The organism is Enterococcus sp. AZ011 (genome assembly GCF_050548355.1).
Taxonomy (GTDB): domain Bacteria; phylum Bacillota; class Bacilli; order Lactobacillales; family Enterococcaceae; genus Enterococcus; species Enterococcus faecalis.
Map to the genome: position 1 here is coordinate 435,403 of NZ_CP172959.1, position 23,602 is coordinate 459,004.

22 protein-coding genes are annotated in these 23,602 nt (G+C 38.1%); 16 read left to right on the top strand and 6 right to left on the bottom strand.

Going from position 1 to position 23,602, the window contains the following annotated elements:
• Nucleotides 1–15 precede the first annotated feature (15 nt).
• Nucleotides 16–879, bottom strand: a complete 864-nt coding sequence (locus IGL36_RS02210) for an RluA family pseudouridine synthase (RefSeq protein WP_033627171.1) — start codon at nucleotides 877–879, stop codon at nucleotides 16–18.
• Between the two features lie 342 nt (nucleotides 880–1,221).
• On the opposite strand from IGL36_RS02210, the gene IGL36_RS02215 reads away from it, so the two are divergent.
• The 5 genes from IGL36_RS02215 to IGL36_RS02235 all read left to right on the top strand — a co-directional run bounded on the left by IGL36_RS02215 (nucleotide 1,222) and on the right by IGL36_RS02235 (nucleotide 8,852).
• Entirely contained in the window at nucleotides 1,222–3,408 is a 2,187-nt protein-coding gene (locus IGL36_RS02215) for a PBP1A family penicillin-binding protein (RefSeq protein ID WP_002398138.1), read from the top strand.
• A 62-nt stretch (nucleotides 3,409–3,470) separates the two neighbouring features.
• Nucleotides 3,471–3,812 carry a YlbF family regulator gene (locus tag IGL36_RS02220; RefSeq protein ID WP_002355518.1) on the top strand — a complete coding sequence of 114 codons (342 nt, stop codon included), beginning with the start codon at nucleotides 3,471–3,473 and terminating at the stop codon, nucleotides 3,810–3,812.
• 155 nt (nucleotides 3,813–3,967) lie between these two features.
• Nucleotides 3,968–5,203: a metallophosphoesterase family protein gene (locus IGL36_RS02225; protein WP_002371470.1), complete on the top strand. Its 1,236-nt coding sequence runs from the start codon at nucleotides 3,968–3,970 to the stop codon at nucleotides 5,201–5,203.
• On the top strand, nucleotides 5,200–7,911 hold the full coding sequence (locus IGL36_RS02230) for an ATP-binding protein (protein WP_002398137.1): 2,712 nt from the start codon (nucleotides 5,200–5,202) through the stop codon (nucleotides 7,909–7,911). The genes IGL36_RS02225 and IGL36_RS02230 overlap by 4 nt, the downstream gene beginning before the upstream one ends.
• Nucleotides 7,908–8,852, top strand: a complete 945-nt coding sequence (locus IGL36_RS02235) for a 3'-5' exoribonuclease YhaM family protein (protein WP_010716800.1) — start codon at nucleotides 7,908–7,910, stop codon at nucleotides 8,850–8,852. The genes IGL36_RS02230 and IGL36_RS02235 overlap by 4 nt, the downstream gene beginning before the upstream one ends.
• 39 nt (nucleotides 8,853–8,891) lie before the next feature.
• Here IGL36_RS02235 and IGL36_RS02240 read toward each other — a convergent pair whose 3' ends face one another.
• The 3 genes from IGL36_RS02240 to IGL36_RS02250 all read right to left on the bottom strand — a co-directional run bounded on the left by IGL36_RS02240 (nucleotide 8,892) and on the right by IGL36_RS02250 (nucleotide 10,854).
• The gene (locus IGL36_RS02240) at nucleotides 8,892–9,920 is read right to left on the bottom strand and encodes a peptidylprolyl isomerase (RefSeq protein WP_010716801.1); all 1,029 of its coding nucleotides are present in this window, start codon (nucleotides 9,918–9,920) and stop codon (nucleotides 8,892–8,894) included.
• Between the two features lie 163 nt (nucleotides 9,921–10,083).
• Nucleotides 10,084–10,428 (bottom strand): YtxH domain-containing protein, encoded by a 345-nt coding sequence (locus tag IGL36_RS02245; RefSeq protein WP_002398135.1) that lies wholly within the window; start codon nucleotides 10,426–10,428, stop codon nucleotides 10,084–10,086.
• Nucleotides 10,429–10,854 (bottom strand): HIT family protein, encoded by a 426-nt coding sequence (locus tag IGL36_RS02250; RefSeq protein ID WP_002398134.1) that lies wholly within the window; start codon nucleotides 10,852–10,854, stop codon nucleotides 10,429–10,431.
• Between the two features lie 215 nt (nucleotides 10,855–11,069).
• Here IGL36_RS02250 and IGL36_RS02255 point away from each other — a divergent pair, with 215 nt between their 5' ends.
• The 4 genes from IGL36_RS02255 (at nucleotide 11,070) to trmB (ending at nucleotide 14,645) form a co-directional block, all read left to right on the top strand.
• Entirely contained in the window at nucleotides 11,070–11,807 is a 738-nt protein-coding gene (locus IGL36_RS02255) for an ABC transporter ATP-binding protein (protein ID WP_002363160.1), read from the top strand.
• A gap of 1 nt (nucleotide 11,808) precedes the next feature.
• Entirely contained in the window at nucleotides 11,809–13,020 is a 1,212-nt protein-coding gene (locus IGL36_RS02260) for an ABC transporter permease (protein ID WP_010716802.1), read from the top strand.
• A gap of 128 nt (nucleotides 13,021–13,148) precedes the next feature.
• Nucleotides 13,149–13,928 carry a phosphotransferase family protein gene (locus IGL36_RS02265; RefSeq protein ID WP_002355531.1) on the top strand — a complete coding sequence of 260 codons (780 nt, stop codon included), beginning with the start codon at nucleotides 13,149–13,151 and terminating at the stop codon, nucleotides 13,926–13,928.
• Nucleotides 13,929–14,000: 72 nt separating this feature from the next.
• Entirely contained in the window at nucleotides 14,001–14,645 is a 645-nt protein-coding gene (gene trmB / locus IGL36_RS02270) for a tRNA (guanosine(46)-N7)-methyltransferase TrmB (RefSeq protein WP_002355532.1), read from the top strand.
• 59 nt (nucleotides 14,646–14,704) lie between these two features.
• Here trmB and IGL36_RS02275 read toward each other — a convergent pair whose 3' ends face one another.
• The gene (locus tag IGL36_RS02275) at nucleotides 14,705–15,451 is read right to left on the bottom strand and encodes a MurR/RpiR family transcriptional regulator (protein ID WP_002363162.1); all 747 of its coding nucleotides are present in this window, start codon (nucleotides 15,449–15,451) and stop codon (nucleotides 14,705–14,707) included.
• A gap of 178 nt (nucleotides 15,452–15,629) precedes the next feature.
• Here IGL36_RS02275 and pfkB point away from each other — a divergent pair, with 178 nt between their 5' ends.
• The 5 genes from pfkB to bph all read left to right on the top strand — a co-directional run bounded on the left by pfkB (nucleotide 15,630) and on the right by bph (nucleotide 20,163).
• Nucleotides 15,630–16,556 (top strand): 1-phosphofructokinase, encoded by a 927-nt coding sequence (pfkB, locus tag IGL36_RS02280; protein ID WP_010716803.1) that lies wholly within the window; start codon nucleotides 15,630–15,632, stop codon nucleotides 16,554–16,556.
• Between the two features lie 4 nt (nucleotides 16,557–16,560).
• On the top strand, nucleotides 16,561–17,979 hold the full coding sequence (locus tag IGL36_RS02285; RefSeq protein WP_002355535.1) for a PTS fructose transporter subunit IIC: 1,419 nt from the start codon (nucleotides 16,561–16,563) through the stop codon (nucleotides 17,977–17,979).
• A gap of 26 nt (nucleotides 17,980–18,005) precedes the next feature.
• Nucleotides 18,006–18,467, top strand: a complete 462-nt coding sequence (locus IGL36_RS02290; protein ID WP_002382981.1) for a fructose PTS transporter subunit IIA — start codon at nucleotides 18,006–18,008, stop codon at nucleotides 18,465–18,467.
• The gene (lacD, locus tag IGL36_RS02295; protein WP_002405399.1) at nucleotides 18,464–19,441 is read left to right on the top strand and encodes a tagatose-bisphosphate aldolase; all 978 of its coding nucleotides are present in this window, start codon (nucleotides 18,464–18,466) and stop codon (nucleotides 19,439–19,441) included. Before IGL36_RS02290 ends, lacD begins: the two co-directional genes overlap by 4 nt.
• Before the next feature lie 188 nt (nucleotides 19,442–19,629).
• Nucleotides 19,630–20,163 (top strand): biofilm phosphatase Bph, encoded by a 534-nt coding sequence (bph, locus tag IGL36_RS02300; protein ID WP_002355538.1) that lies wholly within the window; start codon nucleotides 19,630–19,632, stop codon nucleotides 20,161–20,163.
• A gap of 87 nt (nucleotides 20,164–20,250) precedes the next feature.
• Here bph and IGL36_RS02305 read toward each other — a convergent pair whose 3' ends face one another.
• On the bottom strand, nucleotides 20,251–20,682 hold the full coding sequence (locus IGL36_RS02305; protein WP_002358682.1) for a GNAT family N-acetyltransferase: 432 nt from the start codon (nucleotides 20,680–20,682) through the stop codon (nucleotides 20,251–20,253).
• Nucleotides 20,683–20,757: 75 nt separating this feature from the next.
• On the opposite strand from IGL36_RS02305, the gene IGL36_RS02310 reads away from it, so the two are divergent.
• Nucleotides 20,758–21,972 carry an AI-2E family transporter gene (locus IGL36_RS02310; protein WP_002384914.1) on the top strand — a complete coding sequence of 405 codons (1,215 nt, stop codon included), beginning with the start codon at nucleotides 20,758–20,760 and terminating at the stop codon, nucleotides 21,970–21,972.
• Nucleotides 21,973–22,146: 174 nt separating this feature from the next.
• Nucleotides 22,147–23,526, top strand: coding sequence for a hemolysin family protein (locus tag IGL36_RS02315; RefSeq protein WP_002363168.1), 1,380 nt, complete (start codon nucleotides 22,147–22,149; stop codon nucleotides 23,524–23,526).
• Nucleotides 23,527–23,602: the final 76 nt, after the last annotated feature.

Consider the following 23,602-nt stretch of genomic DNA (forward strand, 5'->3'; position numbering starts at 1 on the left):
ATTTCTTCTGTTTTTTTACCATAGGCCAGGCGCTGCAGTCACAACGATTTGTTTTTTTGTAAACGGATGGAGTAAATGAAGTTGTGAAGCATGGAGCATTAAACGAGCTGCCTGCGATTTTGGGTTGTATAACGGATCACCAATAATTGGATGCCCTTCGCTAGCTAAATGGACCCGAATTTGGTGCGTCCGACCTGTTTCTAAAACACAGGTAACTGCGGTTTGATTATTAGAAAGAGCTTTGACCACTTGGACATGTGTAATCGCTGAATCCCCTTTTTGAGGATCAATCCGTCGTTTCCGGCGATCATGTCGATCACGACCGATCGGCTGATTGATTGTCTGCTCTTTTTGGTTAAAGTGACCAGCTACAATCGCTTGATATTGGCGGTAAATTTGTTTTGTTTCTAATAAACGACCTAAAATAGGTAAGACAAAAGGATTTTTAGCAAAGACAATAGCACCACTGGTTTCTTTATCTAATCGATGAACGACATAAGGGACCTGATTTTTCTCGGCTAAATAGGCAGCAACATGATTTAACAAGGTGTCTGTTTCCTGTGGCTGATTTGGATGGGTTTTAATGCCATAAGGTTTATTTACAATCATTAAATGTTCGTCTTCATATAAAACCTTCACATGCGTTGCTTCCCCCAAATGAATAGTGGGACGCACATAATCGGTTTCTTCAAACGTTAAGGTGACATAATCGCCAGCTTGGACTGGAAAATGAAAAGCAGCTGTTTCTCCGTTGATTTTGACATTTTTTCGCGTGCGTAAAAAATGGCGCACTTTTCGAGGGACTAGCCACTCATTTTCTAATAGTTCTTTTACAGTCATTGTTGAAAAATTTTCAGGTAATCTCATTGAATATTCCACCAAATCCCACCTTTCACTGATTCGCTATTTAGTGTAACAAAGCTACTCAAAAGGTCAAGTCAGAACGGAAAAAAAGCTGAAATTTGTTATAAAGGCAGTTCCTTGAGAGATTCTTAAACAAATTTACATAAAAAACGAAGAAAAGCATGATAGAATAGAGGCTAAATAAAGACTCGTTTCTAATCGTAAGCAATTATTTACCTCTAGTGAAGGCCATATTTCCTTTGCTACAGCGAAAAGACCATTGAAATTGTTTTTCAAGAATTTTTCATGCTTTAGACCTAGGTCGTACCTGCAAGAATATGGTAGACTTAGCCAAGAAACGTAAACAGAGGGAGTACTATGGACAATCTTAAACAATTTTTTAGTAAAGTCGGTGTCGGATTACGTCATTTTTGGACGTGGATAAAGCCTTATTTAATACAATTCCATCAAGCCAGAAAGCGGATTTGGAAAAAGTATCAAATCAATAAAATTTTCTTGTTAATTGGTTTGGTAGTCGCTTTAGGTGCCAGTATTTATTTATTTTACTTAGCCAAGTCCGCAAACGTTGAGACCCTAAAATCGGGGCTAAGTGAATCAACACGCGTTTATGATGAGTCAGGAGAGGAAGTCGGAAAATTATTCGGGCAAAAAGGGACTTTTGTGGAACTGGATAATATTTCTCCTTATATTCAAGATGCGGTTATTTCAACTGAAGATCGAGGGTTTTATCAACATAAAGGGTATTCCATCAAAGGGATTGCCCGTGCGGTTGTTGGAAAATTGACCTTCGGGAAAATCGGTGGCGGTGGTGGCGGAAGTACAATTACGCAGCAATTAGCCAAAAATGCTTACTTAACGCAAGAGCAAACGTTAGATAGGAAAGCCAGAGAATTATTCTTAGCGATTGAAATCGAAAAGAAATATTCGAAAAAAGATATCTTGGCAATGTATTTAAATAATTCTTATTTTGGTAATGGTGTCTGGGGCGTGCAAGATGCAGCTCGTAAATACTTTGGCGTGGATGCGTCCCAAGTTACAGTGGGGGAAGCCGCAACGCTAGCGGGCATGTTAAAAGGGCCAGGAATCTATAACCCAATTGATTACATTGACAATGCCACAGCGCGACGGAATACCGTTTTACAACTTATGGTCGACAATAAAAAACTGTCTCAAGAAGAAGCCAATCAAGAAGCGAGTGTTAACTTAGCGAGTCTATTAAATGACACCTATGTTGGCGACGAAAATAGTTACAAATATCCATATTATTTTGATGCGGTAATTGATGAAGCGGTCAATCGTTATAAATTTAAAGAAGAAGATATTTTAAATAAGGGCTACAAGATTTATACTTCTTTAAATCAAAAATATCAAGATGCGATGGATGCAACTTATAAAAATGATGCACTATTTCCACCCAATGCAGAAGATGGTGCCATGGTTCAGAGTGGTTCTGTAGCCATTGATCCGAAAACCGGCGGCGTGCAAGCACTGGTGGGCGGTCGAGGGGAACACGTTTATCGAGGCTTTAACTTTGCAACGCAAACAAAACGTTCACCAGGCTCGTCCTTAAAACCAATTTCAGTCTATACACCAGCTTTAGAGGCTGGCTATAAACCAGACTCTATTTTAGAAGATAAACCACAAGATTATTATCCAGCACAAAACTATAGCCGCACGTACAGTGGAGAAGTTCCTATGTACCAAGCCTTAGGAGAAAGCTTAAATTTACCAGCGGTGTGGTTATTACATCAAATTGGTTTAGATAAAGGCTATGAAAAAACAGAGAAATTTGGCATTCCATTATCAGAAAAAGATCGGTACTATGGTTTAGCCCTTGGAGGATTACAAACGGGTGTTTCGCCACTAACCATGGCGGGAGCTTATAGTGCCTTTGCCAATGAAGGCTATAAAACTGAAACGCATTTAATTACAAAAATCGTCGACTCAACTGGCGCAATTGTAGTTGATAATACGAAAGTCAAGAAAGAGCAAGTCATTACCAAAGATGTTGCAGATGGGATTACAAGTATGCTACTAGGGGTCTTTAGTTCTGGGAGCGGGGTCAACGCACAACCAGCAGGCTACGTAATGGCTGGTAAAACAGGTACGACAGAAACCAACTTCGATAGTAGTAAAACGAACGATCAGTGGGTGATTGGTTATACACCAGAAGTTGTCATTGCTACTTGGCTAGGCTTCCAAGAAACCAGTAAAACCCATTATCTGGAAGGTAGTAGCGCCACATATGCCTCTCAGGTGTTCAACAGTCAAGCTAGTGGCATCTTGCCTGAAGTTAAACAAGCACAATTTCCTGTCGCGGATGCGTATGCCACAGGTGGGAAAGTTGTTGATAGCAACGATAGTTTAACCGGTGGTGCCAATTCTAATTGGCGGGATAACTTAAAAGACTTTGGAAACTCTGTTCAAGATGGCGCTAGCAATTTCGGAGATACATTGAATGAAGTTGGGGGACAAATTAAAGACGGCGCGAAAAAAGTCAAAGACAAGATTGAAGGAATTTTCGGAGGCTTATTAGGAAATTAGTTGGGAAAACCTAAGAGAAATGGTACAATAAAGATGAAACTATTGAGAAAAGAGGGATTCCATTGAGTAACATTTATGATACAGCCAATCAGATTGAACGTGAACTACGTGAGTTAGACGAATTTAAAGCATTACAAGCAGCGTATGAAGAAGTAAAAGCAGACGAAGCAGCTTACACATTGTTTAAAGAATTCCAAGGATTCCAACAAGGACTTCAAGAAAAACAAATGCGCGGCGAAGAATTCACGGATGAAGATGCTGAAAAAGCACAAAGCATTGCAACGAAAGTGCAAGAAACAGCAGTTATCAACGAATTAATGCAAAAAGAACAAGCGTTTAGCTTAGTTGTCAATGATTTAAACCGAATTATCATGACTCCTGTGCGTGATATGTATAACGATTAATTTACGTAATTGAACTCTGACAAGTTGTCTATAAGACAATTTGTCAGAGTTTTTCTTTTACTGAAAATAAAAAAACGAACAAATTTTCGTATGTTTTTACTGACCAAGCTGGCAGAAAATGATATGATAAAGGGAGGAGAAAAGGAGGGGAAACGATGAAACTATTGCATACAGCTGATTTACACATGGATCGGTCTTTTGAAGGGTTAACTGGGATCCCGACAGCCTTAGCGAAGCGCTTAAGAGAAGCTAATCAACAATTGTTAATGAATATCGTAACAGTTGCCATTCGAGAAGCGGTGGACTTGGTTATTTTTGCAGGAGATACGTTTCATCAAAGTCAGACCTCTATTTCAATGCAAGCCCAATTGATGGCTGCATTAGAACAGTTGAAACAAGCAGAAATCCCTGTGATTCTAACATTTGGGAATCATGATTACTATAAAAAAGACCGCTATTGGTTTTCTTTTCCAGACAATGTTTTTTTATTTGAAAAAGAAATGGTTGAGACACTGTATTTTGAAACGAAAGCGGGCGAACAAGTGGCTGTTTCAGGGTTTAGTTATGAGCATCCCTGGATTGATGAAAATAAAGCACTAGAATTTCCTATCAAACAAGCAGAATCTGATATTCATATTGGGATTTATCATGGAGACACCAGTCGGAAAGCGCAACAAAATTATGCTCCGTTTACATGGAAGGATTTAAAAGCCACTGGCTATAATTATTGGGCATTGGGCCACATTCATCAGCCGCAAATTGTTAGTGAACAACCGCTAATTGTTTATCCTGGAACACCTCAAGGACACACGAAAAAAGAACAGTCTTTACAAGGGGTTGCAGTGGTCACACTTTCCCAAAATCAAGCGACTGTTCAATTTGAAAAAGTCGCAGAAATAGATTGGACGAATGAAGAAGTATCTCTTGCGCAATGCCGTGACACCCAAAGCGTTTTGTCTTATCTTGAAACCAGTTTGCTGACGAAGTGGCAGGCGCATCAGCAACAGCAATTGATGGCGTTGACACTGAAAGAAACGCAACATTTGGATGTGACCGTGGTGCAAGCCATTGTCAATGGTGAACTATTAAGCTACTTACAGCAGCAGCTTTTACAAAAAACGCAAGGTGATTTTTTTGTTTATCGCCTAATATTGCAAGCAGAGGAACCAACGAAAGAACCGATCTATTTAGCCGCTAGTCCCAATTTATTAACGGCATTAGAAAAAACATACTTAGATCCAGTTATTTTTGAAGATACCACCAAGGAATTGTTACGTTATCCAGAATTTGCTGGAATTTTTTCAATGGATGAGCAGTGGCGATTAGAGAGCTTGCGCCTAGCACATGAGCAAATTAATGAAGACTTTACTATTCAGGAGGACCCACTATGAAATTACTTGCAGTAGAGATTGTGGGCTTTGGAAAATGGCAACAACAGAAAATTACATTTGAATCTGGTAATCAATTGCTGTACGGCGCAAATGAAGTTGGCAAGTCCACATTGTATCAATTCATTCAAGCAATGCTGTTTGGTTTTCCCACAAAGGGTAAAAGAAAGCGCGATTACGCGCCTAAAAATGGTGGTTCGTATGGTGGTCGTTTGTGGTTGGCACATCCTGTGTTTGGGGAAGTTCAGGTCGAGCGTTTTAAAGAAAAAAATAAAGGGCAAGCAATCATTTATTATCAACAACAAATGGGGGATGAAAAAACCTTACAGCAAATGTTACATCCGCTAACGAAAAAGTTATTTCAAGAGGTTTTTACTTTCCAACAAGAACAATTAATTACGAGTGACAAGTTGACAGAAGAGGAACTGCAAACATCCTTGTTAGCCATTGGTGTTTCTGGTAGTCAACAACTTTTGACTTACCGAAATGCGTACTTTAAAGAAGCACAAAAACTCTTTAAAGGCAAAGGGCAGCAGCCATTACTCAATCAGAAGTTGGCGGCTTATCAAGAACTAAAAGAGCAAATTCAAGAGAAAGAAGCGCAGCAACAAACTTTTCAACAATTAGAAGAAACGATTCGCGAAACAGAACAACAGCGAGTGACACTGCAACAGCAATTAAAAGAAACGCAACAGGACTTGTTACAGGTTGCGGAACAGCAACGTCACTTTCCCTTGTACGAAGAATGGCAGTCGCTACCTGAAGAAACAGAGAACGTTGTTTTAGGAAAAGAAGACCAAGTGCAATTAGAAGAAACCTTTCAAGAATATATGTACCTAGATAAAGAACGACAACGTTTGACCAAAGAGTTATCTCTTCAGTCAGAAGCGCTCGATGTTCCAGAAGGGTATGCTTTTTACCTAGAACAAGAAGCATTGATTCAACAATTGTTGAATCAACGCTATGATATGCAACAATTGATGACGGAATCGGAATGGATGACCCAAACCTTTGAGCAAAATCGTCAAGAAATGGTCCTTTTAGAGAACGAATGGTCATGGTCGCCTGAACGACCACCACAGCTTTTTTATGACAACGAAACCGTTCAAAAGTGGCGCCAACAACAAGTTGCGTATACGCAAGCTCTTCAAAAAGGACAAGAACAGAAAGCATTCTTGACTTCTCAAATTGAAAATCTGGAAGACCAGTTAACGGATTTTGAAAAAGCGCATGCCGCATTTTTTGGTGAAGCGACGCGTGCCCAAAAAGCGCAGAAAACAAGTCAACCACTTTGGTTATTGCTAGGAAGTATCCTTGCATTACTCGGTTTCTTTTTGCCAAGCCCTTTAAAATGGGGCCTAGTTCTCGTGGGAGTTAGTCTTATCGCGAAAGAAGTGCTTAGCTACGCCACTAGAAAAGAAGCTTCCTCTGATGAAGTGAAAGAAGAGTGGCAGACGAAACTTTCGCAACTAGATTATTTAAATGAACAGTTCCAACAAGCGCTGAATCAAGAACGTGAGGCACAACTGCAAGTGGAACAGCTTGAACAAGCAGTAGCGGAGCAAGCCCAAGTCCATCAATTAGGAAAAATGCAACAAATTGATACTTTAATGAATCAGCGGGAATTGATTACGCGCTATTTATTGCTTGTTCAAACAAATGAAGAACTCATGAGTCAATTGAAGGAAAATCAACAAAAACGCCAAGTATTTGAAGAACAAGTCTTCCCATTGATGACGCATTTACCCTTACAAGGAAAGAGCCTTTCCGAAAAGTTACACTTTTTAGAAGGGTTTGCTGAAGAAATGGAGAAAGTTCGCTTTGCTCAGGAGTATCAAGCAGATGGCTATCTCAAACAGCAGTTACGAGAGTTGAAAACTAAACAGCAAGAAGCGTTAACACGAATTCAGCCTTTACTAATTCGTTATCGGATTCTATCAATCGCTGATGTTCCAAGTAGGATTCAACAGCTGACCACTCAGCAAGCCCAAGTTGGTCGTGGACAAGAATTAGCGACACAATTAGGCAATCTGTTTCCAGAAGCAGTAACAGAAGCAACGTTAAAAGCCCGTTCTCTACAACTGGCGCAGCAACAAGCACTGGAAGAAAGCAAGTTAGATAAAATACAAGAACAGTATCAAGCGCTGATTTATGAAAAACAACAATTAATGACGGATGGTACCTTAGATGAGTTGTATCAACGACAAGCAATTTTAAAAGCGGAAATCAAAGAACTAGCTCAACGTTGGTCTGGGTATCAACTGGCGGGGCAACTGTTAATGGACCTATTAACAGAGCTTTCGGAACAACAATTGCCCAGCTTATTACAGTATGCATCAAGCTACTTTGCACTTTTAACAAATCAGCGTTATCAATCAATCCAAGTAGCCGAAGGTCAACTAGTTGCGGTGACGAAAGAACAAGAAATGTTTTATTTACATGAATTATCAACTGGCACTAAAGATCAATTGATGATGGCTGTTCGTTTTGCCTTTTTAGCAGTCCAAGGCGAGCAACTGATTTGTCCAATTATCATTGATGATGGCTGGTTACATTATGATCATCAAAGAAAAGCCCAATTAGCTGAATTATTTACTAAGTTTGGTCAAAAACAGCAAGTCATTTGTTTTTCTTCTGACCAAGAAATGGTAAGCTATTATCAGGACTTAAAACAAAGAGTAATTGCGTTAGAAGGAGGAAGCGTCAAGTGAAAAAATTACGTGAATTAACAGTAGAAGAACTTTTTGAATCATTTGTTCTAATTAAAAATGCCGATGTACGTGTAGCTAAAAATGGGAAAAAGTTTATTGCCTTTACCTTTCAAGACACATCTGGCACGATTGACGGAAAATATTGGGACGCCTCTGAGGATGAAATTACACGATTTACTGCGGGGAACGTTGTTTTACTGAATGGGAAACGAGAAGTTTATCAAAATAAACCCCAAGTAAAAATTTTACACATGCGTTTAGCGACAGCAGAGGAACCAAGCCAGCCAAGTTTATATATGGAACGAGCGCCTTTGAAAAAAGAAGAGATGGTCGAGGAAATCAATCAAGTAATTTTTGAAATTACCAATGCTCATTGGAATCGTATTGTGCGCTATCTCATGACGAAATACCAACAAGAATTTTATGAATTTCCTGCAGCCAAACGGAACCATCATGCTTTTGCGAATGGCTTAGCTTACCACACTGTCTCAATGTTACGCCTAGGCAAAGCAATTGCTAAGGAATATCCTGAAATTAACACGTCACTATTATACGCGGGGATTATTTTACATGACTTAGGAAAAGTTTTAGAATTATCTGGTGCTATTACGACAGAATATACGGTGGCAGGGAACTTAATTGGTCATTTAGTTTTGGTGGATGAGGAAATTACCAAGGCGTGTTTGGCTTTGAAAATTGATGATCGAGAAGAAGACGTTGTCGTTCTTCGGCACATGGTCTTAGCCCACCATGGATTGTTGGAATATGGCTCACCTGTGCGACCAAGAATTATGGAAGCGGAAATCTTACATCAAATTGATACCATGGATGCGTCCATTCAAATGATGCTAGGGGCAATTCGTCAAACACAGCTTGGGGAGTATACGGAACGAATCTTTGGTTTAGATAACCGCAGTTTCTATGTGCCAAAAGATAAATAAAAAAAGGGAGTGGTCAATCGACCACTCTCTTTTTTATGCTTATTTAGAAGAAGATTCTGTTGTTTTGCTTGAAGAATCTGTTGCTTTTTCAGAGTCGCTTGTTTTGGTATCGCTTGTTTTAGAATCACTTGATTTTGATTCTTTTTTCTCTGAAGAAGCGCTTGAAGATTCAGTTTGCATGTAGCCTGCTAAAGCATTCTTGAAGGCATCATCTTTAATTTTCACATTGGCCGCTTTTAATTCGTCACTAATAACTTTTGCTTGGAATGTTTGATCGGCTAATTTTGTATCTTCAGCAATTTTCTTGATCTCTTTTTCATAAGGTTTCATGTCATTGCCTTTTGCTTTGTTTTTCGTCATTTTCACTACATAGTAAGTTGTTTGGTACGTTTGTGCGTTTGTTGCAGCAATTGGTTCTGATACTTCGCCGTCTTTTAGTTTGAAGGCAGCTTCTTTAACTTCGGCAGGAACAGTTGTTGATTGTGAATCAAATTTAATTTTACCGCCGTCTTTTTTCGTTGCAGCATCGGTTGATTTGTCTTTGGCAATTTTTGCGAAATCGCCGCCGTCAGTGATTTCTTTCTTGACAGCTTTGGCATCATCTTCTGAAGCAACTTGGATAATTTGTGCTTCTACTTCTGGATGGAAGCTTGCCCAAGCTGTTTTTAAGTCTTCATCTGTAATTTTCAAATGATCTTTCAAACCTACTTGCATTGCTTCGGCTTGTTTTAATTGTTTCTTGAATGATTTTTCAGTTAAACCAGCTTGTGTTAGTGCATCAGAGAATTTTCCGCCTTGCGCTTCCACTTGTTTTTTAGCGTCATCAAATTTCTTTTGAATGGCTTTGTCAGTTACTTTGTCGCCATATTTTTCTTCAAAGACTTTATAAATAACCATTTGGCTAAACGCTTGTTGGCTAGTGCTTTGTTCTTTAATTTGGTTATAAAAATCATCAACAGTAATTGTTGAACCTTTCATTGTTGCGATATCTTTTGAACCGCTTGAACACGCTGCTAAACTAAAAACGGCCATTGCGCCCGCTGCAGCTAAGATTAGTTTTTTCTTCATTCTCTTATGCACTCCTGTTTTTTTTAGTTTTATTTCTGTTATAACTATACCATACCTCATTTTGAAAAAGAAAGAGTCTCAGGCATAGTTTCAAACAAAATTCGTATTTACGTCACACTTTTTATTTTTTTAATAACAAAAGAAATAATTAACATCAAAGACTTTACTTTTGCTTGTTGGTTTGTGTGTCAGGTAATTCAGCTGTAATTTTGGCAATTTGTTCTTTAATTTGAGCAATCCGAGGTTCCGCTTGGAATTTGAAATCAGTGATTTCTTGTTGCAGGTCTTTTGAAAATTCAGTTGCCAGTGGAACGTTTTCTTCGACAACTCCCAAGTTTCGTTGCACCTGATCCCAGTCATTCGTGACTTGATTTTTCAGTGAACGATAGTCCTCTAGCTCATTGATTAAATGCTGACGTGTTTCTTTCCCGCTTCTTGGAGCAGCCAACAAACCGCCAATGGTACCGGCAGCTGCGCCAAAAAAGAGGCCTTTAATAAATTTTTTCATTTAGTTCACCTGCTTTGCAATGGTCTCAGCAATTTCTTGCATCGCTTCGGCGGAATAGTCCTCTTGATGGTTGCCAAAATGAATAGAGAAATCATCTTCTTTTGAATAACGGGGAATCAAATGAACGTGGGAATGGAAAACGGATTGATAAGCCACTTCCTTATTGTTATTTAAAATGTTTAATCCTTCCATTTCTGGAAAAGCTTTTTCTAATGCTCGTGCTACTTTAGGAATACGAGCAAAGACGTCACTTGCTAAAAGGTCATTATATTCAAAAATATCAGCAACGTGTTGTTTTGGAATCATTAAGGTATGTCCTTTGGTCACTTGTGTGATGTCTAAAAACGCGTAGACTTTCTCGTCTTCATAGACTTTATAACTTGGGATTTCGCCGTTGATAATTTTACAAAAAATACAATCATTCATGAAAAATTCCTCTTTTCTCTAGGTTCTTTCCTTTACTTTACCACAAGTTGATTTCTCTGTGGATGAAAAAGTACGTGAGTTCGCTAAAAAGTTCGTTTCATTTCGTGTATAATAAGAGAAAGAAAAAAATCCATTTAATTAAGGGAGTAATTTTTGAATTCTTGGTTCGCTTAGGGTTTAATAATGGTAGAGAGAAAAGGTTGGAGGCAAAAGAAATGAGCTTAACAATTGAACATTTAACAGGAGGTTACGGCCATATTCCTGTCTTAAAAGATATTAATTTTGACGTCAAGTCTGGTGAAATGGTTGGTTTAATCGGCTTGAATGGTGCGGGGAAAAGTACCACCATCAAAAATATTATTGGGTTACTTACGCCGCAAAAAGGCAAAATTATGATTGACGGGGAAACATTGCAACAAGCCCCTGAAGAATATCGTAAAAAAATCGGGTATATTCCGGAAACACCTTCTTTATATGAAGAATTAACATTGAAAGAGCATATCGAAGTAACGGCCTTGGCTTATGATATTCCATTAGAAGAAGCGTTCAAACGAGCAGAACCATTACTAAAAACGTTCCGTTTAGACAATAAATTGGAATGGTTTCCTGCTAATTTTTCAAAAGGCATGAAACAAAAAGTCATGGTACTTTGTGCATTCTTAATTGAACCGAGTTTATATATTATTGATGAACCTTTTCTAGGCTTAGATCCTTTAGCAATTCATGCTTTATTAGAATTAATGGATACGATGCGTAAGCAAGGGGCAGCGATTTTAATGTCCACGCATATTTTAGCAACAGCTGAAAAATATTGTGATCGCTTTGTGGTGCTACACGAAGGAAAATTACGGGCAAACGGTACAATGGCTGAATTACGTGCAGAATTTAATTTACCAGAGTCTTCTTTAGATGATATTTATCTTGCCTTGACGAAGGAAGAAAAGGTGGGGTAACATGGGCGAATTTTTTAGTCAACGTTTGTCACGGCATTTCAAAAAAATGTCCAAGTACTTGCGCTATATTTTAAATGATCATTTTGTTTTAGTCTGTATGTTTTTATTAGGCGGATTAGGTCTGTACTATTCCCAGTTGTTAAAAGAATTACCTCGTGATTTTGTTTGGGGCAGACCGTTAATTCTGTTGGGCTGGCTGCTACTCATTCAAGTTGGTAAGTTGGCTACTTTGACAGAAGAGCCAGACAAGGTTTTTTTATTACCAAAAGAAAAACAATTCGCTGCTTATCTGAAACGGGCGCTGCGCTACTCTTTAATTTTACCGATTGTGGTCAGCTTTCTAGGAAGTGGCCTATTGATGCCGTTGATTGTAGTTACAACGGGTTGGTCGTTTCAAACCTTCTTTTTATTTTTGGTCATGCTAGTTTGTATGATTTATACACATCTTAGTTTACAAAGCTATGGGCTCTATCATCTTTCGTCAACCACTTACCGTAGTTGGTGGTTCGTTTGGTTGATCAGTAGTCTCTTGATTATGACGGGAGCCATTTACTGGACGCCTTGGGTTGGTGTGGTTGGTGGCATCATTCTGGCCGTTGGTTTATCGAGTATTTGGCAAAATAAGATGAAACAGAGTTTCTTGGATTGGGAAAAAATGATCCAAAAAGAACAAAACAGAATGCATAGAATTTATAAATTCATTCAGCTGTTTACAGATATTCCTGAAGTGAGTAGTACAGTGAAACGCCGTAAATACTTAGATCCTCTCCTCGGAGTAGTCAAAAAAACATCTGAGAACACGTATGCTTACTTATTCATTCGGAGCTTTTTACGAGGTAGCGAATATAGCGGCTTATTGTTTCGTTTGATTTTGGTTGGTGGCGTGCTACTCTTCTTTTTACAAGAATTCTGGATTGCGTTGGTAGTTGCTTTATTGTTTGTCTATTTAATCGGGTTCCAGTTGATTCCCATGTACACGCAATTTGATTATATGGTGATGACACAGCTATATCCAATTTCAATAGAAAAAAAACAAGCAGCGATTCGCCGGTTAATTAGCGGCGCATTATCTGTTGCGGCCATTATTTTTGGTGGGATTGTCTGCCTTCGTTTAGGCAGTTTGCAAAATAGCTTGATCATTCTGGGTGCCTTAATTGTAGAAGTTGTGATTTTCACTAAAATGTATGTTCCAATGCGCTTGAATAAGTTATAAAGATGAGAAAACCCAGCAAAATTTACAAAAGAACCACATAGAAGCTTGACGAAGCAAGGTTTGGCGACTAAAATGGTAATTGCTGTAAAAATTGCAATAAAATTGTGTTGAGATAGGAGATAATTTCCATGGAATTTCAGTTGGATAAAGACTGGCGTCTGCAGCCGATAAAGGGCGCAACTGGTCAAACATACATGGGAATAAAAGAAACAGAGAAAGTGTTCATTAAACGAAACACTTCTCCACTTCTTGCAGCATTGTCTAAAGAAGGGTTAGCCCCGAAGATGATTTGGACAAAGCGGACAGCGAATGGCGACGTACTAACAGCCCAAGAATGGCTGGAAGGACGTTTATTACATGCGGACGAAATTGGCAAACGCAATGACGTGATTGACGTGTTATACCAATTGCATCATTCCAATTTGCTGAAAGACATGTTGAAAAAAATTGGTGGCGAAGTTTGTACCCCGCTAACAATGTTGAAAGAGTATAAGCGTCAACTACCTAAAGAATTAAAACGAAACAGTTATTTAAAAGAAGTAATCACTTATTTATACAATCATTTACCAGAATATCCAGAAACTAGCTATGTGGCTGTCCACGGCGATGTGAATCATCGGAATTGGTTAGTCTCGAATAATTATCTCTATTTAGTAGATTGGGATTCTGTGATGGTCGCGGACCCAGCGGTAGATTTAGGAATGATTTTGAGTCATTATGTGCCTCGTTCCGGTTGGAATCAATGGTTACTATCTTATGGTTTAATCCCGAATGAAAGTACGGTTCAACGAATTTATTGGTATGGTTTATTTAGCTTTTTACAAGAGATTGTTCGTCATCATCAAGAAGGCGAAAGAAGAGCAATGACTGCAGAAATTTTACAATTAAAACGAATGTTTAGTAGTTAAACTAATTCATTTAACATCCACACAGGCTGGCGAATTTCACCAGTCTGTTTTTAAAAGAAAGGAATTTTAAATATGCGTGTAAGAAATAGACCCGGAGCAGCAGAATATATGGCAAAATATCCACAATATGTGGTAGAAGGTCCTGAAAAATGGCAAGGGAAATGGCAAGAACGTTTTGGCAATAATCATCCCATCCACATTGAAATTGGTTCAGGTAAAGGTCGTTTTATTTATGAAATGGCTAAAGCACATCCTGAAATTAATTATATTGGTATCGATATGCAATTAAGTATTTTATCGATTGCATTAGATAAGCTAGTGGCCGAGCCGTTACCTAATCTACAGTTATTGCGAGTAGACGGCGAAGCATTAACAGAATATTTTGCTGAAAATGAAGTAGATTTAATCTATTTAAATTTTTCAGATCCTTGGCCAAAGAAAAAACATGAAAAACGTCGTTTAACGTATAAAAACTTTTTAGCGACAGATGAAATTATTTTAAAACCAAATGGAGAAATTCATTTTAAAACGGATAATCAAGGGCTCTTCGAATACTCATTAAGTAGCTTTTCTAAATATGGCATGATTATTGAACGTGTATGGCTAGATTTGCATAATAGCGAGTTTGAAGGCAACATTATGACAGAATACGAAGAAAAATTTTCTAGTCGTGGTCAACGAATTTATCGAGTAGAAGCACGTTTTGTTGCAAAATAAAAACAAGCATTCCTTTATTTTAAGTGAAGGAATGCTTGTTTTTTATTATTTAAGAAAGCTTAAGTTGTCGTTCTTAAAGCATAGGCATCCAATAAAATTCTTGCCAGAATGGATAATGGTAACCGTGAACGCACTTCATAATCGGGGAAAAAGGAGCCTTCTGATTTGAAGCCTACGAACGGAATTTCAATGTATTTCATTAAACTAGAGTGTTTGCTTGCAGTTAAAAGGATAGTCCCAATTTCTGAGTCGTAACAGTTTTTACCAGCGACAACTAATTCTTGGGTTTCTCCGTTTAAAGAAACAAAAAGAGCCACATCTTTTTTTGATAACTTTTTACTAATATTTTTAATAATTTCTGGGTCCGTATGCAGTTCACAGTATTTGCCAGCCAATTGAAACTTAACCATCATTTCCTGAGCAATTAATTCTGAAAAACCTCTAGCAAAGATAATAATCCGTCGAGAAGCCTTGATTTTTTGGATCGCATCTTCGATATTACCAATTTCAATCATGTTAATGGTGCGAGTTACTTCTTCTTCATTCTTTAAAATGGCCGTCCGAATTCCTCGGTCTACTTTTTCTAATGCTGAAAAATTTATATTTTGGTTTTCTTTATCTTTCAAGTGATGCTTGAAGGATGTGAAACCTTCATAGCCTTTCTTTTTCATGGTTCTTACAATCGTCGCAGTTGATACGTTGGCTCGTTCGCTTAATTTTACAATGGAATAATCAGGGATTTCTAAAATATGTGTTTCGATAAAATGCCAGAGATATTGCTCCGACTCACTCAATTTTTGTTCCATAATGGCCAGCCCTTCTTTCTTTCACTAAAAAAACATTTATAAGCCTATTTTTAATGAAAAAAAATAAAAAAGCTAGAGAAATTATGAAATTGTAAATGTTTTCTATATTTTTGCGAAAGAATGAAAACCTTTACATGGTATTTTGAGACATAATAAAGAGGAGAAAGGAGGAACTACAGTGACTATTTATACATGTACATTAAATTTAGCCATTGATTTATTTATCGAAACAGAAGAGCTAGTTCCTTTTGTCGTGAATCGCACGAAGGAAGATGATATTCAAGCAAACGGGAAAGGAGTCAATGTTTCCCTAATTTTAAAGATGTTAGGGATTGATAATACCGCTTTGGGAGTCAAAGCTGGTTTCACTGGGAACTATGTCGAGGATTATTTAAAAGAAAAAGAAATAACCACTGATTTTATCGAAGTCGCTGGTACAACGAGAATTAATGTGTTTACAAAAGTTACCCAAGATCAAAAGGAATACAAATTAGTCAATAAAGGACCAAAATTATCTGAAGAACATGTACAACGTTTTTTGAAAAAAATTTCAGAGTTACGTAAAGGGGATTATTTGTGCGTATCAGGAAGTTTACCACAAGGGGTTTCGCCAAGTATTTTGATTGAAATTAGCCGAATTTGTTTTGAAAAGCAGGTGTTCTTAATTTTAGACAGTAGTTATGAAGAAATTTTAGATTGTTTGCCTTATCAACCATTTTTATTGAAACCAAATGAAGAAGAACTTCAAGAGTGGTTTCATACAGAAGTGCAGACTAAGGACGATTACATTTTTTACGGACAAGAATTACTGAAGCGGGGAGCCAAAAATATTTTACTTTCTTTAGGTAGTGAAGGGGCTTTATTTATGAGTAATGAAAAGGTTCTTTCAGGTAATTCACCAACTGGAATGGTTGTGAATACAGCTTGTTCAGGGGATGCAATGTTAGGTACCTTTTTAGCTGGCTGGCATCAAGGACTTTCATTGGAAAAAAATTTAAAAAGAAGTATTGCAGCAGGTAGTTCAACAGCATTTCGCAAAGGATTGACAGATTTTTCAGATGTTCAGGAGTTAGAGCAACAAATAAAGATTCAAGAGGAGGAATAAACAGATGGCTACGTATCAATTAATAGCTGCTACAGGTTGTCCGACGGGAATAGCGCACACGTATATGGCACAGGAGGCATTGGAACAAGCGGCGAAACGTAAAGGTATTACGATTAAGGTTGAAACACATGGTCAGATTGGTATAGAAAACGAGTTAACACCTGCAGAAATCCAAGGAGCGGAGGCAGTCATTATTGCCGCCGACAAAGACGTTCAAGCAGAACGTTTTGCTGGGAAACGAATCATTGATGTCCCTGTCAGTGTGGGAATTAAAGAAGCAGATCGCTTAATTGAAGAAGCGCTCGCAGGCAAAGGATCGATTGCGGCCGAAAACCAAGCAGTGGATGAACTTGAACAGGAAACACAGATTTCTTCAGGAAATGTTGGACATAGTATTTATAAAAACTTAATGAATGGCGTCTCTCACATGTTGCCGTTTGTAGTAGCAGGCGGCGTTTTAATTGCTCTTTCTTTTGCTATTTGGGGCATTTATTCATTTGATCCAGAAAGTAGTCAGTATAATGCTACCGCTGCTATGTTAAAAAGTATTGGTGATGCCTCAATGGGCATGATGGTGCCAATCTTATCTGCGTATATCGCAGAGGGGATTGCCAAACGACCTGGTTTGGTTGTGGGCTTTGTCGGTGGTTTGATTGCTAACACTGGTGGTACTGGCTTTTTAGGAGGGATATTATCTGGTTTCCTTGCTGGGTATTTCATTCTTTTATTACAAAGAGTATTTAAAGGTTTGCCTAAATCATTAGATGGTTTAAAAGCAATTTTCCTTTATCCAGTCATTGGCGTTGCAGTTATTGGTATCACTATGTCTTTACTAGCAGATCCGATGAAAGCTGTTAACGAAGGAATGATGAGCTTTTTAGCTAGTTTCCAAAACTCCAGTCCGTTGGTTTTAGGAATTATTGTGGGTTGTATGTGTGCCTTTGATATGGGAGGTCCAGTTAATAAAGCGGCCTATGTTACTGGGACGGCACTCTTAGCTCAAGGAAATACTTCTTTTATGGCAGGAGTTTCTGCTGCCTGCATAGCGCCACCTTTAATTACAGGCTTTGCTACATTATTCTTTGGAAAATACTTTGACACAAATGAACGCAATGCGGGGCTAGTGAATTTTATTTTAGGCTCCACACATATTACAGAAGGCGCTATTCCGTTTGCGGCAAAAGACCCATTGAAGGTTTTACCAATTATGATGCTCGGATCTTCAATTGCGGCAGTCCTAACGTATATGTTTGGGGTACAAGTGCCAGCACCTCATGGAGGATTTCTTGTTTTACCAGTTGTTACTCACGCTGTTCAATGGGTTTTGGCAATTTTAGCTGGTTCATTGGTAGGCGGTTTATTGCTAGGTTTTGTACAAAAAAGTAGAATCGCCAAACAAGAGCAATCGTTATCAAAAAAATGAAATAACAGGAATTAGGAGTGAATGGAATGGCTTTTATTAAAGAAAATCATATTTTTTTAAATCAACAGTTACAAACGCAAGAGGATGTTTTTCACTTTTTAGCAAAAAAATCAACAGAATTGGAAGTTGCTCAGGACGCACAGGAAGTTTTCGATAAACTGAACGAGCGAGAACAAGAAGGAACAACGGGGATGATGAATGGATTTGCGATACCTCATGCAAAAGCAGCAACGATTCAACAAGCGGCCATTATCATCGTTACCTTGGACCAAGGTGTTGAGTGGCAGAGCCTTGACAACCAATTAACGGAGTTTGTGATTGCGCTGTTTATTCCAGATGCCGAAGCTGGCACGACACATTTGAAATTACTCTCTTCCGTTGCGCGCCTCCTATTAAGAGAAGAAGTTACTTCTGGACTGAAACAAGCAAGTTCGCCAGCTGAAATTGCTACGTTACTAAATAATCAATTAGGAGAGGAAACAGAATGAAAAAAATTAGTGAACAAAAACGTAAACATTTAGAAAATCTGGTAGATGATCAAGGGATTATTGGCGCACTAGCCATTGATCAACGTGGGGCCTTAAAACGCATGATGGGAAAATACAAAGAGGTGACTGCGCAAGAAATCAGTGACTTTAAAGTATTAGTATCTCGTTGCTTAACACCAGAGACTTCAGCAATTTTGTTGGATCCAGAATATGGCCTAGCTGCTGCTGAAAATCGAGCACAGACTTCAGGTTTGTTACTTGCGTATGAAAAAACGGGCTACGATGCTTCGACACCAGGACGGTTCCCCGATAGTCTTGATGTTTGGTCGGTTAAGCGTTTAAAAGAAGCGGGCGCAGACGCGTGTAAATTTTTACTTTACTACGATGTTGACGAAAGTGAAGCAATCAATGAACGAAAGAAAGCTTATATAGAACGGATTGGTTCAGAGTGTTTAGCCGAAGAAATTCCATTCTTTTTAGAAATTGTCTCTTATGATGCAAACAATTCGGATAGTGCTTCAAAAGAATACGCTAAAGTAAAACCGCACAAAGTAATTGAAGCGATGAAAGAATTTTCAAAGGATCGCTATAATGTTGATGTTTTAAAAGTAGAAGTCCCTGTGAATATGAATTTTGTAGAAGGTTTTGGCACTGAAAGTCTTTATAGCCAAGATGAAGCGCAGGCCTTTTTCAACATGCAAAGTGAAGTAACACAACTTCCATTTATTTTCTTGAGTGCAGGGGTTAGTGCTGCGATGTTTCAGGAAACATTGAAATTTGCAAAAAAAGCAGGTTCCTCGTTTAATGGAGTCTTATGTGGTCGCGCAACTTGGGCAGACGGCGTGCTTCCATTTGTTCAACAAGGTTCTGAAGCAGCCGTTGCATGGCTTGAAACAACTGGTAAAACAAATGTTGAAGAATTGAATCAGGTTTTAAGAGAGAGCGCAGTATCAGTCTTTGAAAAAATACAGTAATTAAGCTGAAAATATTTACTGAATTTAAACTATTTGGTCATCTGAATTAAATTTTTTCAGAAATCGTCTTCTTTAAGTGAACTCAATGTACGCAAACTCAAAAGATATGATATAATTATTTTGATATCGATGTATGAACACCCAAAAAGTAACAGTGCTTTACTTTATTTGGGGAAAGTTGGGGTATTATGGGAATTCCTAAAGAAGGCGAGTTTGTAACCATTCAGAGTTATAAACATGACGGACATTTACATCGAACGTGGCGTGATACGATGGTACTAAAAACGAGCGAGTATTCTTTAATTGGTGTGAACGATCACACGTTAGTAACGGAATCCGACGGACGTCGGTGGGTGACTCGTGAACCAGCCATTGTTTATTTTCACAAGAAATATTGGTTCAATATAATAGCAATGATTAGAGAAAAGGGGGTTTCGTATTACTGCAATCTGGCTTCGCCATATGTTTTAGATGACGAAGCGTTGAAGTATATTGATTATGATTTAGATATCAAGGTTTTTCCAGATGGTGAAAAACGTTTACTAGACGTTGATGAATATGAATTTCATAGCAAACTAATGGATTATCCAGAAGATATTGACTTCATTTTAAAAGAAAATGTCAAGACTTTAGTGGATTGGATTAATAACGAAAAAGGCCCCTTCTCGCCCGAATATGTAGATATCTGGTATCAACGTTATCAACAGCTATCAAAAAAATAGCCGATGTAAACAGCCCACAAAAGGAGCTTGGAGCATTAGCCAAAATGGCTAATGCTCCAAGCTCTAAATTTTCCGATTTAATTGGTGTTATAGTTCTTTATTCATTTCGTAGTGTTCAATGCCAGCATCCATAAAAGGTGCCCCTGTTTTTTGATAACCTAAACGTTCATAGAAGCCTACAGCGGTGACTTGTGCTCCTAGAGTAATCTTGTGGTAGCCTTGTTCTTTGGCAAAATTTTCCGCCGCTTCCATAATCACTCGTCCATAGTCGGCGCCACGGTAAGCTTTTTCAACGGCCATTCGTTGTAATTTCATAACGCCATTTTCTAGTGGAAGCAAGCGACAAGTTGCGACAGCTACATGATCCGTGTACAAAACAAAGTGAATACAACGTGCTTCATATTCATCGATTTCCATCTCTTCTGGTACCCCTTGTTCCGCTACGAATACGCGTTGACGAAGCCGGACAGCATCTAAATAAAGATCACTCATGGTATCTTTTGTTTGAGCTACATGCATAGAAAAACCCCCAAGTTCAGAATCTGTTTCTATTTTATTATACCACGAAAAAGTTCTAGAAATGAAGTATTCTCAATGACTGAGGGGGGAAGGTGTGATAAAATAAAACAGCAACAATTGAATAAAAATAAAGGAGGAGCTGCTGTGATTAATCGATTTAAAGAATCGAAATTATTTTTCTGGTCAGTTGAATTACTTGTCGTGGCCATGCTATTATTTATTGCTTCGAAAATTAATTTCTTATTTGCACCGATTGGGACATTCTTCTCAACGTTGTTTGCCCCAGTCTTAGTAGCAGGCTTTTTGTATTATTTACTAAATCCTGTGGTCAATCTACTAATGAAGACGAAAATGAAACGAATTTATGCCGTCTTACTGGTATTTTTATTACTAATCATCGCATTAGTTCTGATCTTATTAACAATTATCCCTAAGTTGGCAGATCAGCTAGCTAGTTTAGCATCAAGTATGCCGGATTTCTTTAAACAAGTGGAGACCTGGATTTATGAGATTGCGGAGTTACCTATTTTTAAACAAATTGATTTAACAAGCTATATTGAAAAAATGGATATTTCTTATGCCAATATTATCCAACAATTTTTAAGTAGTTTATCAAGTAGCTTAGGTTCAATCGTATCAACGGTGGCGTCAACCACCATTGTTTTGGTCACTGCGCCATTTATTTTATTTTATATGTTAAAAGATGGAGATAAGCTAGTACCAGCGATTCAACGTTTTTTACCCGAGAAAAGAAAAGATGATATTGTGGATCTTTTAGGACAATTGAACCAAACCTTATCCAGTTATATTAGTGGACAAGCGATTGAATGTTTATTTGTCGGTACATTTACGATTATTGGGTATTCATTGCTTGGCGTTCGTTATGCCTTTTTATTTGGTGTCATTGCCGGCTTTACGAATTTGATTCCCTATCTAGGCCCTTATTTAGGATTAGCGCCCGCTGTCTTAGTGACTATCTTTAATGAACCCGTCAAAGCAGCCTTATGTTGTTTAGTGGTGCTAGTGGTTCAACAATTGGACGGAAATATTATTTATCCAAACGTTATCGGAAAATCTCTAAAAATCCATCCATTAACGATTATTTTAATTTTATTGGTGGCAGGAAATTTAGCAGGTTTGCTAGGTATTTTCCTCGGTGTCCCATTTTACGCAATCTGCCGGACCATTATCTACTATGTTATTGATATGGTCAAAGCGGGTCGTAGTGAAAAAGTTACCAATGCTGTTCTTTTAGGGAATGAAACAAATACGAAAGAAAATAACGGTTAATGATTGAATCCGCTAATCTTTCGTGCTATGATTTTATGGATTAGGATAGAAAATAACCTGTCATAATACTGATTGTGTCTGTTTCTAAGCCTAACCATAAAAAGAGGAAGAACGTTAAAAGAGTACGAAAGTACAGCCTCGGAATTATCAACAATTAAGGAGAGAGAGAACATTATGAATAATGCTGACCCTGAGAGTCAGTCGCTAATTGCGCAACTTCTATTATTAGTCGTGTTGACGTTTATCAATGCCTTTTTGGCAGCGGCGGAAATTGCAGTCGTATCTGTTAACAAGAATCGTGTGGAACAAAAAGCGGAAGACGGCGACGCAAAAGCTCAAAAATTGCTTAAGGTATTGCAAGACCCCAATAACTTTTTATCCACAATCCAAGTAGGGATTACTTTGGTTAATATCCTATCTGGTGCTTCATTAGCAGAGACTTTATCTAGTCGTTTGGCCCCTGTATTAGGTGGCGGCGCCGCAGCTAAGAGTCTTGCCAGTATCATTATCTTAGCGTTGTTAACGTACGTTTCTATTGTATTTGGTGAATTATACCCTAAACGAATTGCTATGAATAAATCAGAAGAAGTCGCTCAATTGACTTCTGGTGCAGTCCGCTTTTTAGGAGTTATCGCGCGTCCCTTCGTTTGGTTGCTATCGGCTTCGACCGATTTATTATCCAAAATCACACCAATGACTTTCGATGATGCTGATTCGAAGATGACACGAGATGAAATGCGCTACATGCTTGAAACAGAAGGTGTTTTGGAAAACGAAGAACTAGAAATGCTACAAGGTGTCTTTTCATTAGATACAAAAGTGGCACGAGAAGTAATGGTTCCTCGGACAGACGCATTCATGGTTGACATCCAAGATGATGTCCAAGAAAACATCAATTTAATTTTAGGAGAAAATTATTCTCGGATTCCTGTTTATAGTGAAGACAAAGATAAAATTGTTGGTATTTTACATACCAAAACGTTACTAAAAGCTGCACGTAATTTAGGCTTTGAAAACATTGAATTAGGCGCGATTATCCAAGAACCATTATTTGTCCCAGAAACCATTTTTATTGATGATTTACTTTATGAGTTAAAACGAACACAAAACCAAATGGCGATTTTACTAGATGAATATGGCGGTGTTGTCGGTTTAGCAACACTGGAAGATTTACTAGAAGAAATCGTTGGTGAAATTGACGATGAAACTGATGAAGTAGAAAATTTATATACACAAGTGGCCGACAATGAATATTTGGTTCAAGGACGCATGTTAATTGACGAATTTAATGAAGTATTTGAAACAGATTTACACATGAGCGATGTTGATACAATGGCAGGTTACTTAATTACAGCATTAGGAACCATTCCTGATGAAGGGGAAAAACCTTCTTTTGAAGTGGGCAATATTAAGTTAACTGCTGAAGAAATGGAAGGCACACGTTTGCTAGTCTTACGCGTTCATTTCTACGATGAAGAAACTGTCGATGAAGAACCAGAAGAAAATCGTCGTTTTTTCCGTAAAGAAATGGAAGATGACGAACCAAGACGTTAAAAATAACCTGTGGCATCAGTCGTTTTGACTAATGTCGCAGGTTTTCCTTTTAAAAAACAGCCAACAGCAGCTCTTT

Bases quoted from the DNA above. Each gene is read 5' to 3' on its own strand.
- IGL36_RS02215 (WP_002398138.1), top strand. From the start codon at position 1,222: ATGGACAATCTTAAACAATTTTTTAGTAAAGTCGGTGTCGGATTACGT.
- IGL36_RS02225 (WP_002371470.1), top strand. From the start codon at position 3,968: ATGAAACTATTGCATACAGCTGATTTACACATGGATCGGTCTTTTGAA.
- IGL36_RS02230 (WP_002398137.1), top strand. From the start codon at position 5,200: ATGAAATTACTTGCAGTAGAGATTGTGGGCTTTGGAAAATGGCAACAA.
- IGL36_RS02240 (WP_010716801.1), bottom strand. From the start codon at position 9,920: ATGAAGAAAAAACTAATCTTAGCTGCAGCGGGCGCAATGGCCGTTTTT.
- IGL36_RS02245 (WP_002398135.1), bottom strand. From the start codon at position 10,428: ATGAAAAAATTTATTAAAGGCCTCTTTTTTGGCGCAGCTGCCGGTACC.
- IGL36_RS02250 (WP_002398134.1), bottom strand. From the start codon at position 10,854: ATGAATGATTGTATTTTTTGTAAAATTATCAACGGCGAAATCCCAAGT.
- IGL36_RS02255 (WP_002363160.1), top strand. From the start codon at position 11,070: ATGAGCTTAACAATTGAACATTTAACAGGAGGTTACGGCCATATTCCT.
- IGL36_RS02260 (WP_010716802.1), top strand. From the start codon at position 11,809: ATGGGCGAATTTTTTAGTCAACGTTTGTCACGGCATTTCAAAAAAATG.
- IGL36_RS02265 (WP_002355531.1), top strand. From the start codon at position 13,149: ATGGAATTTCAGTTGGATAAAGACTGGCGTCTGCAGCCGATAAAGGGC.
- trmB (WP_002355532.1), top strand. From the start codon at position 14,001: ATGCGTGTAAGAAATAGACCCGGAGCAGCAGAATATATGGCAAAATAT.
- IGL36_RS02275 (WP_002363162.1), bottom strand. From the start codon at position 15,451: ATGGAACAAAAATTGAGTGAGTCGGAGCAATATCTCTGGCATTTTATC.
- IGL36_RS02285 (WP_002355535.1), top strand. From the start codon at position 16,561: ATGGCTACGTATCAATTAATAGCTGCTACAGGTTGTCCGACGGGAATA.
- IGL36_RS02290 (WP_002382981.1), top strand. From the start codon at position 18,006: ATGGCTTTTATTAAAGAAAATCATATTTTTTTAAATCAACAGTTACAA.
- lacD (WP_002405399.1), top strand. From the start codon at position 18,464: ATGAAAAAAATTAGTGAACAAAAACGTAAACATTTAGAAAATCTGGTA.
- bph (WP_002355538.1), top strand. From the start codon at position 19,630: ATGGGAATTCCTAAAGAAGGCGAGTTTGTAACCATTCAGAGTTATAAA.
- IGL36_RS02305 (WP_002358682.1), bottom strand. From the start codon at position 20,682: ATGCATGTAGCTCAAACAAAAGATACCATGAGTGATCTTTATTTAGAT.
- IGL36_RS02310 (WP_002384914.1), top strand. From the start codon at position 20,758: ATGACTGAGGGGGGAAGGTGTGATAAAATAAAACAGCAACAATTGAAT.
- IGL36_RS02315 (WP_002363168.1), top strand. From the start codon at position 22,147: ATGAATAATGCTGACCCTGAGAGTCAGTCGCTAATTGCGCAACTTCTA.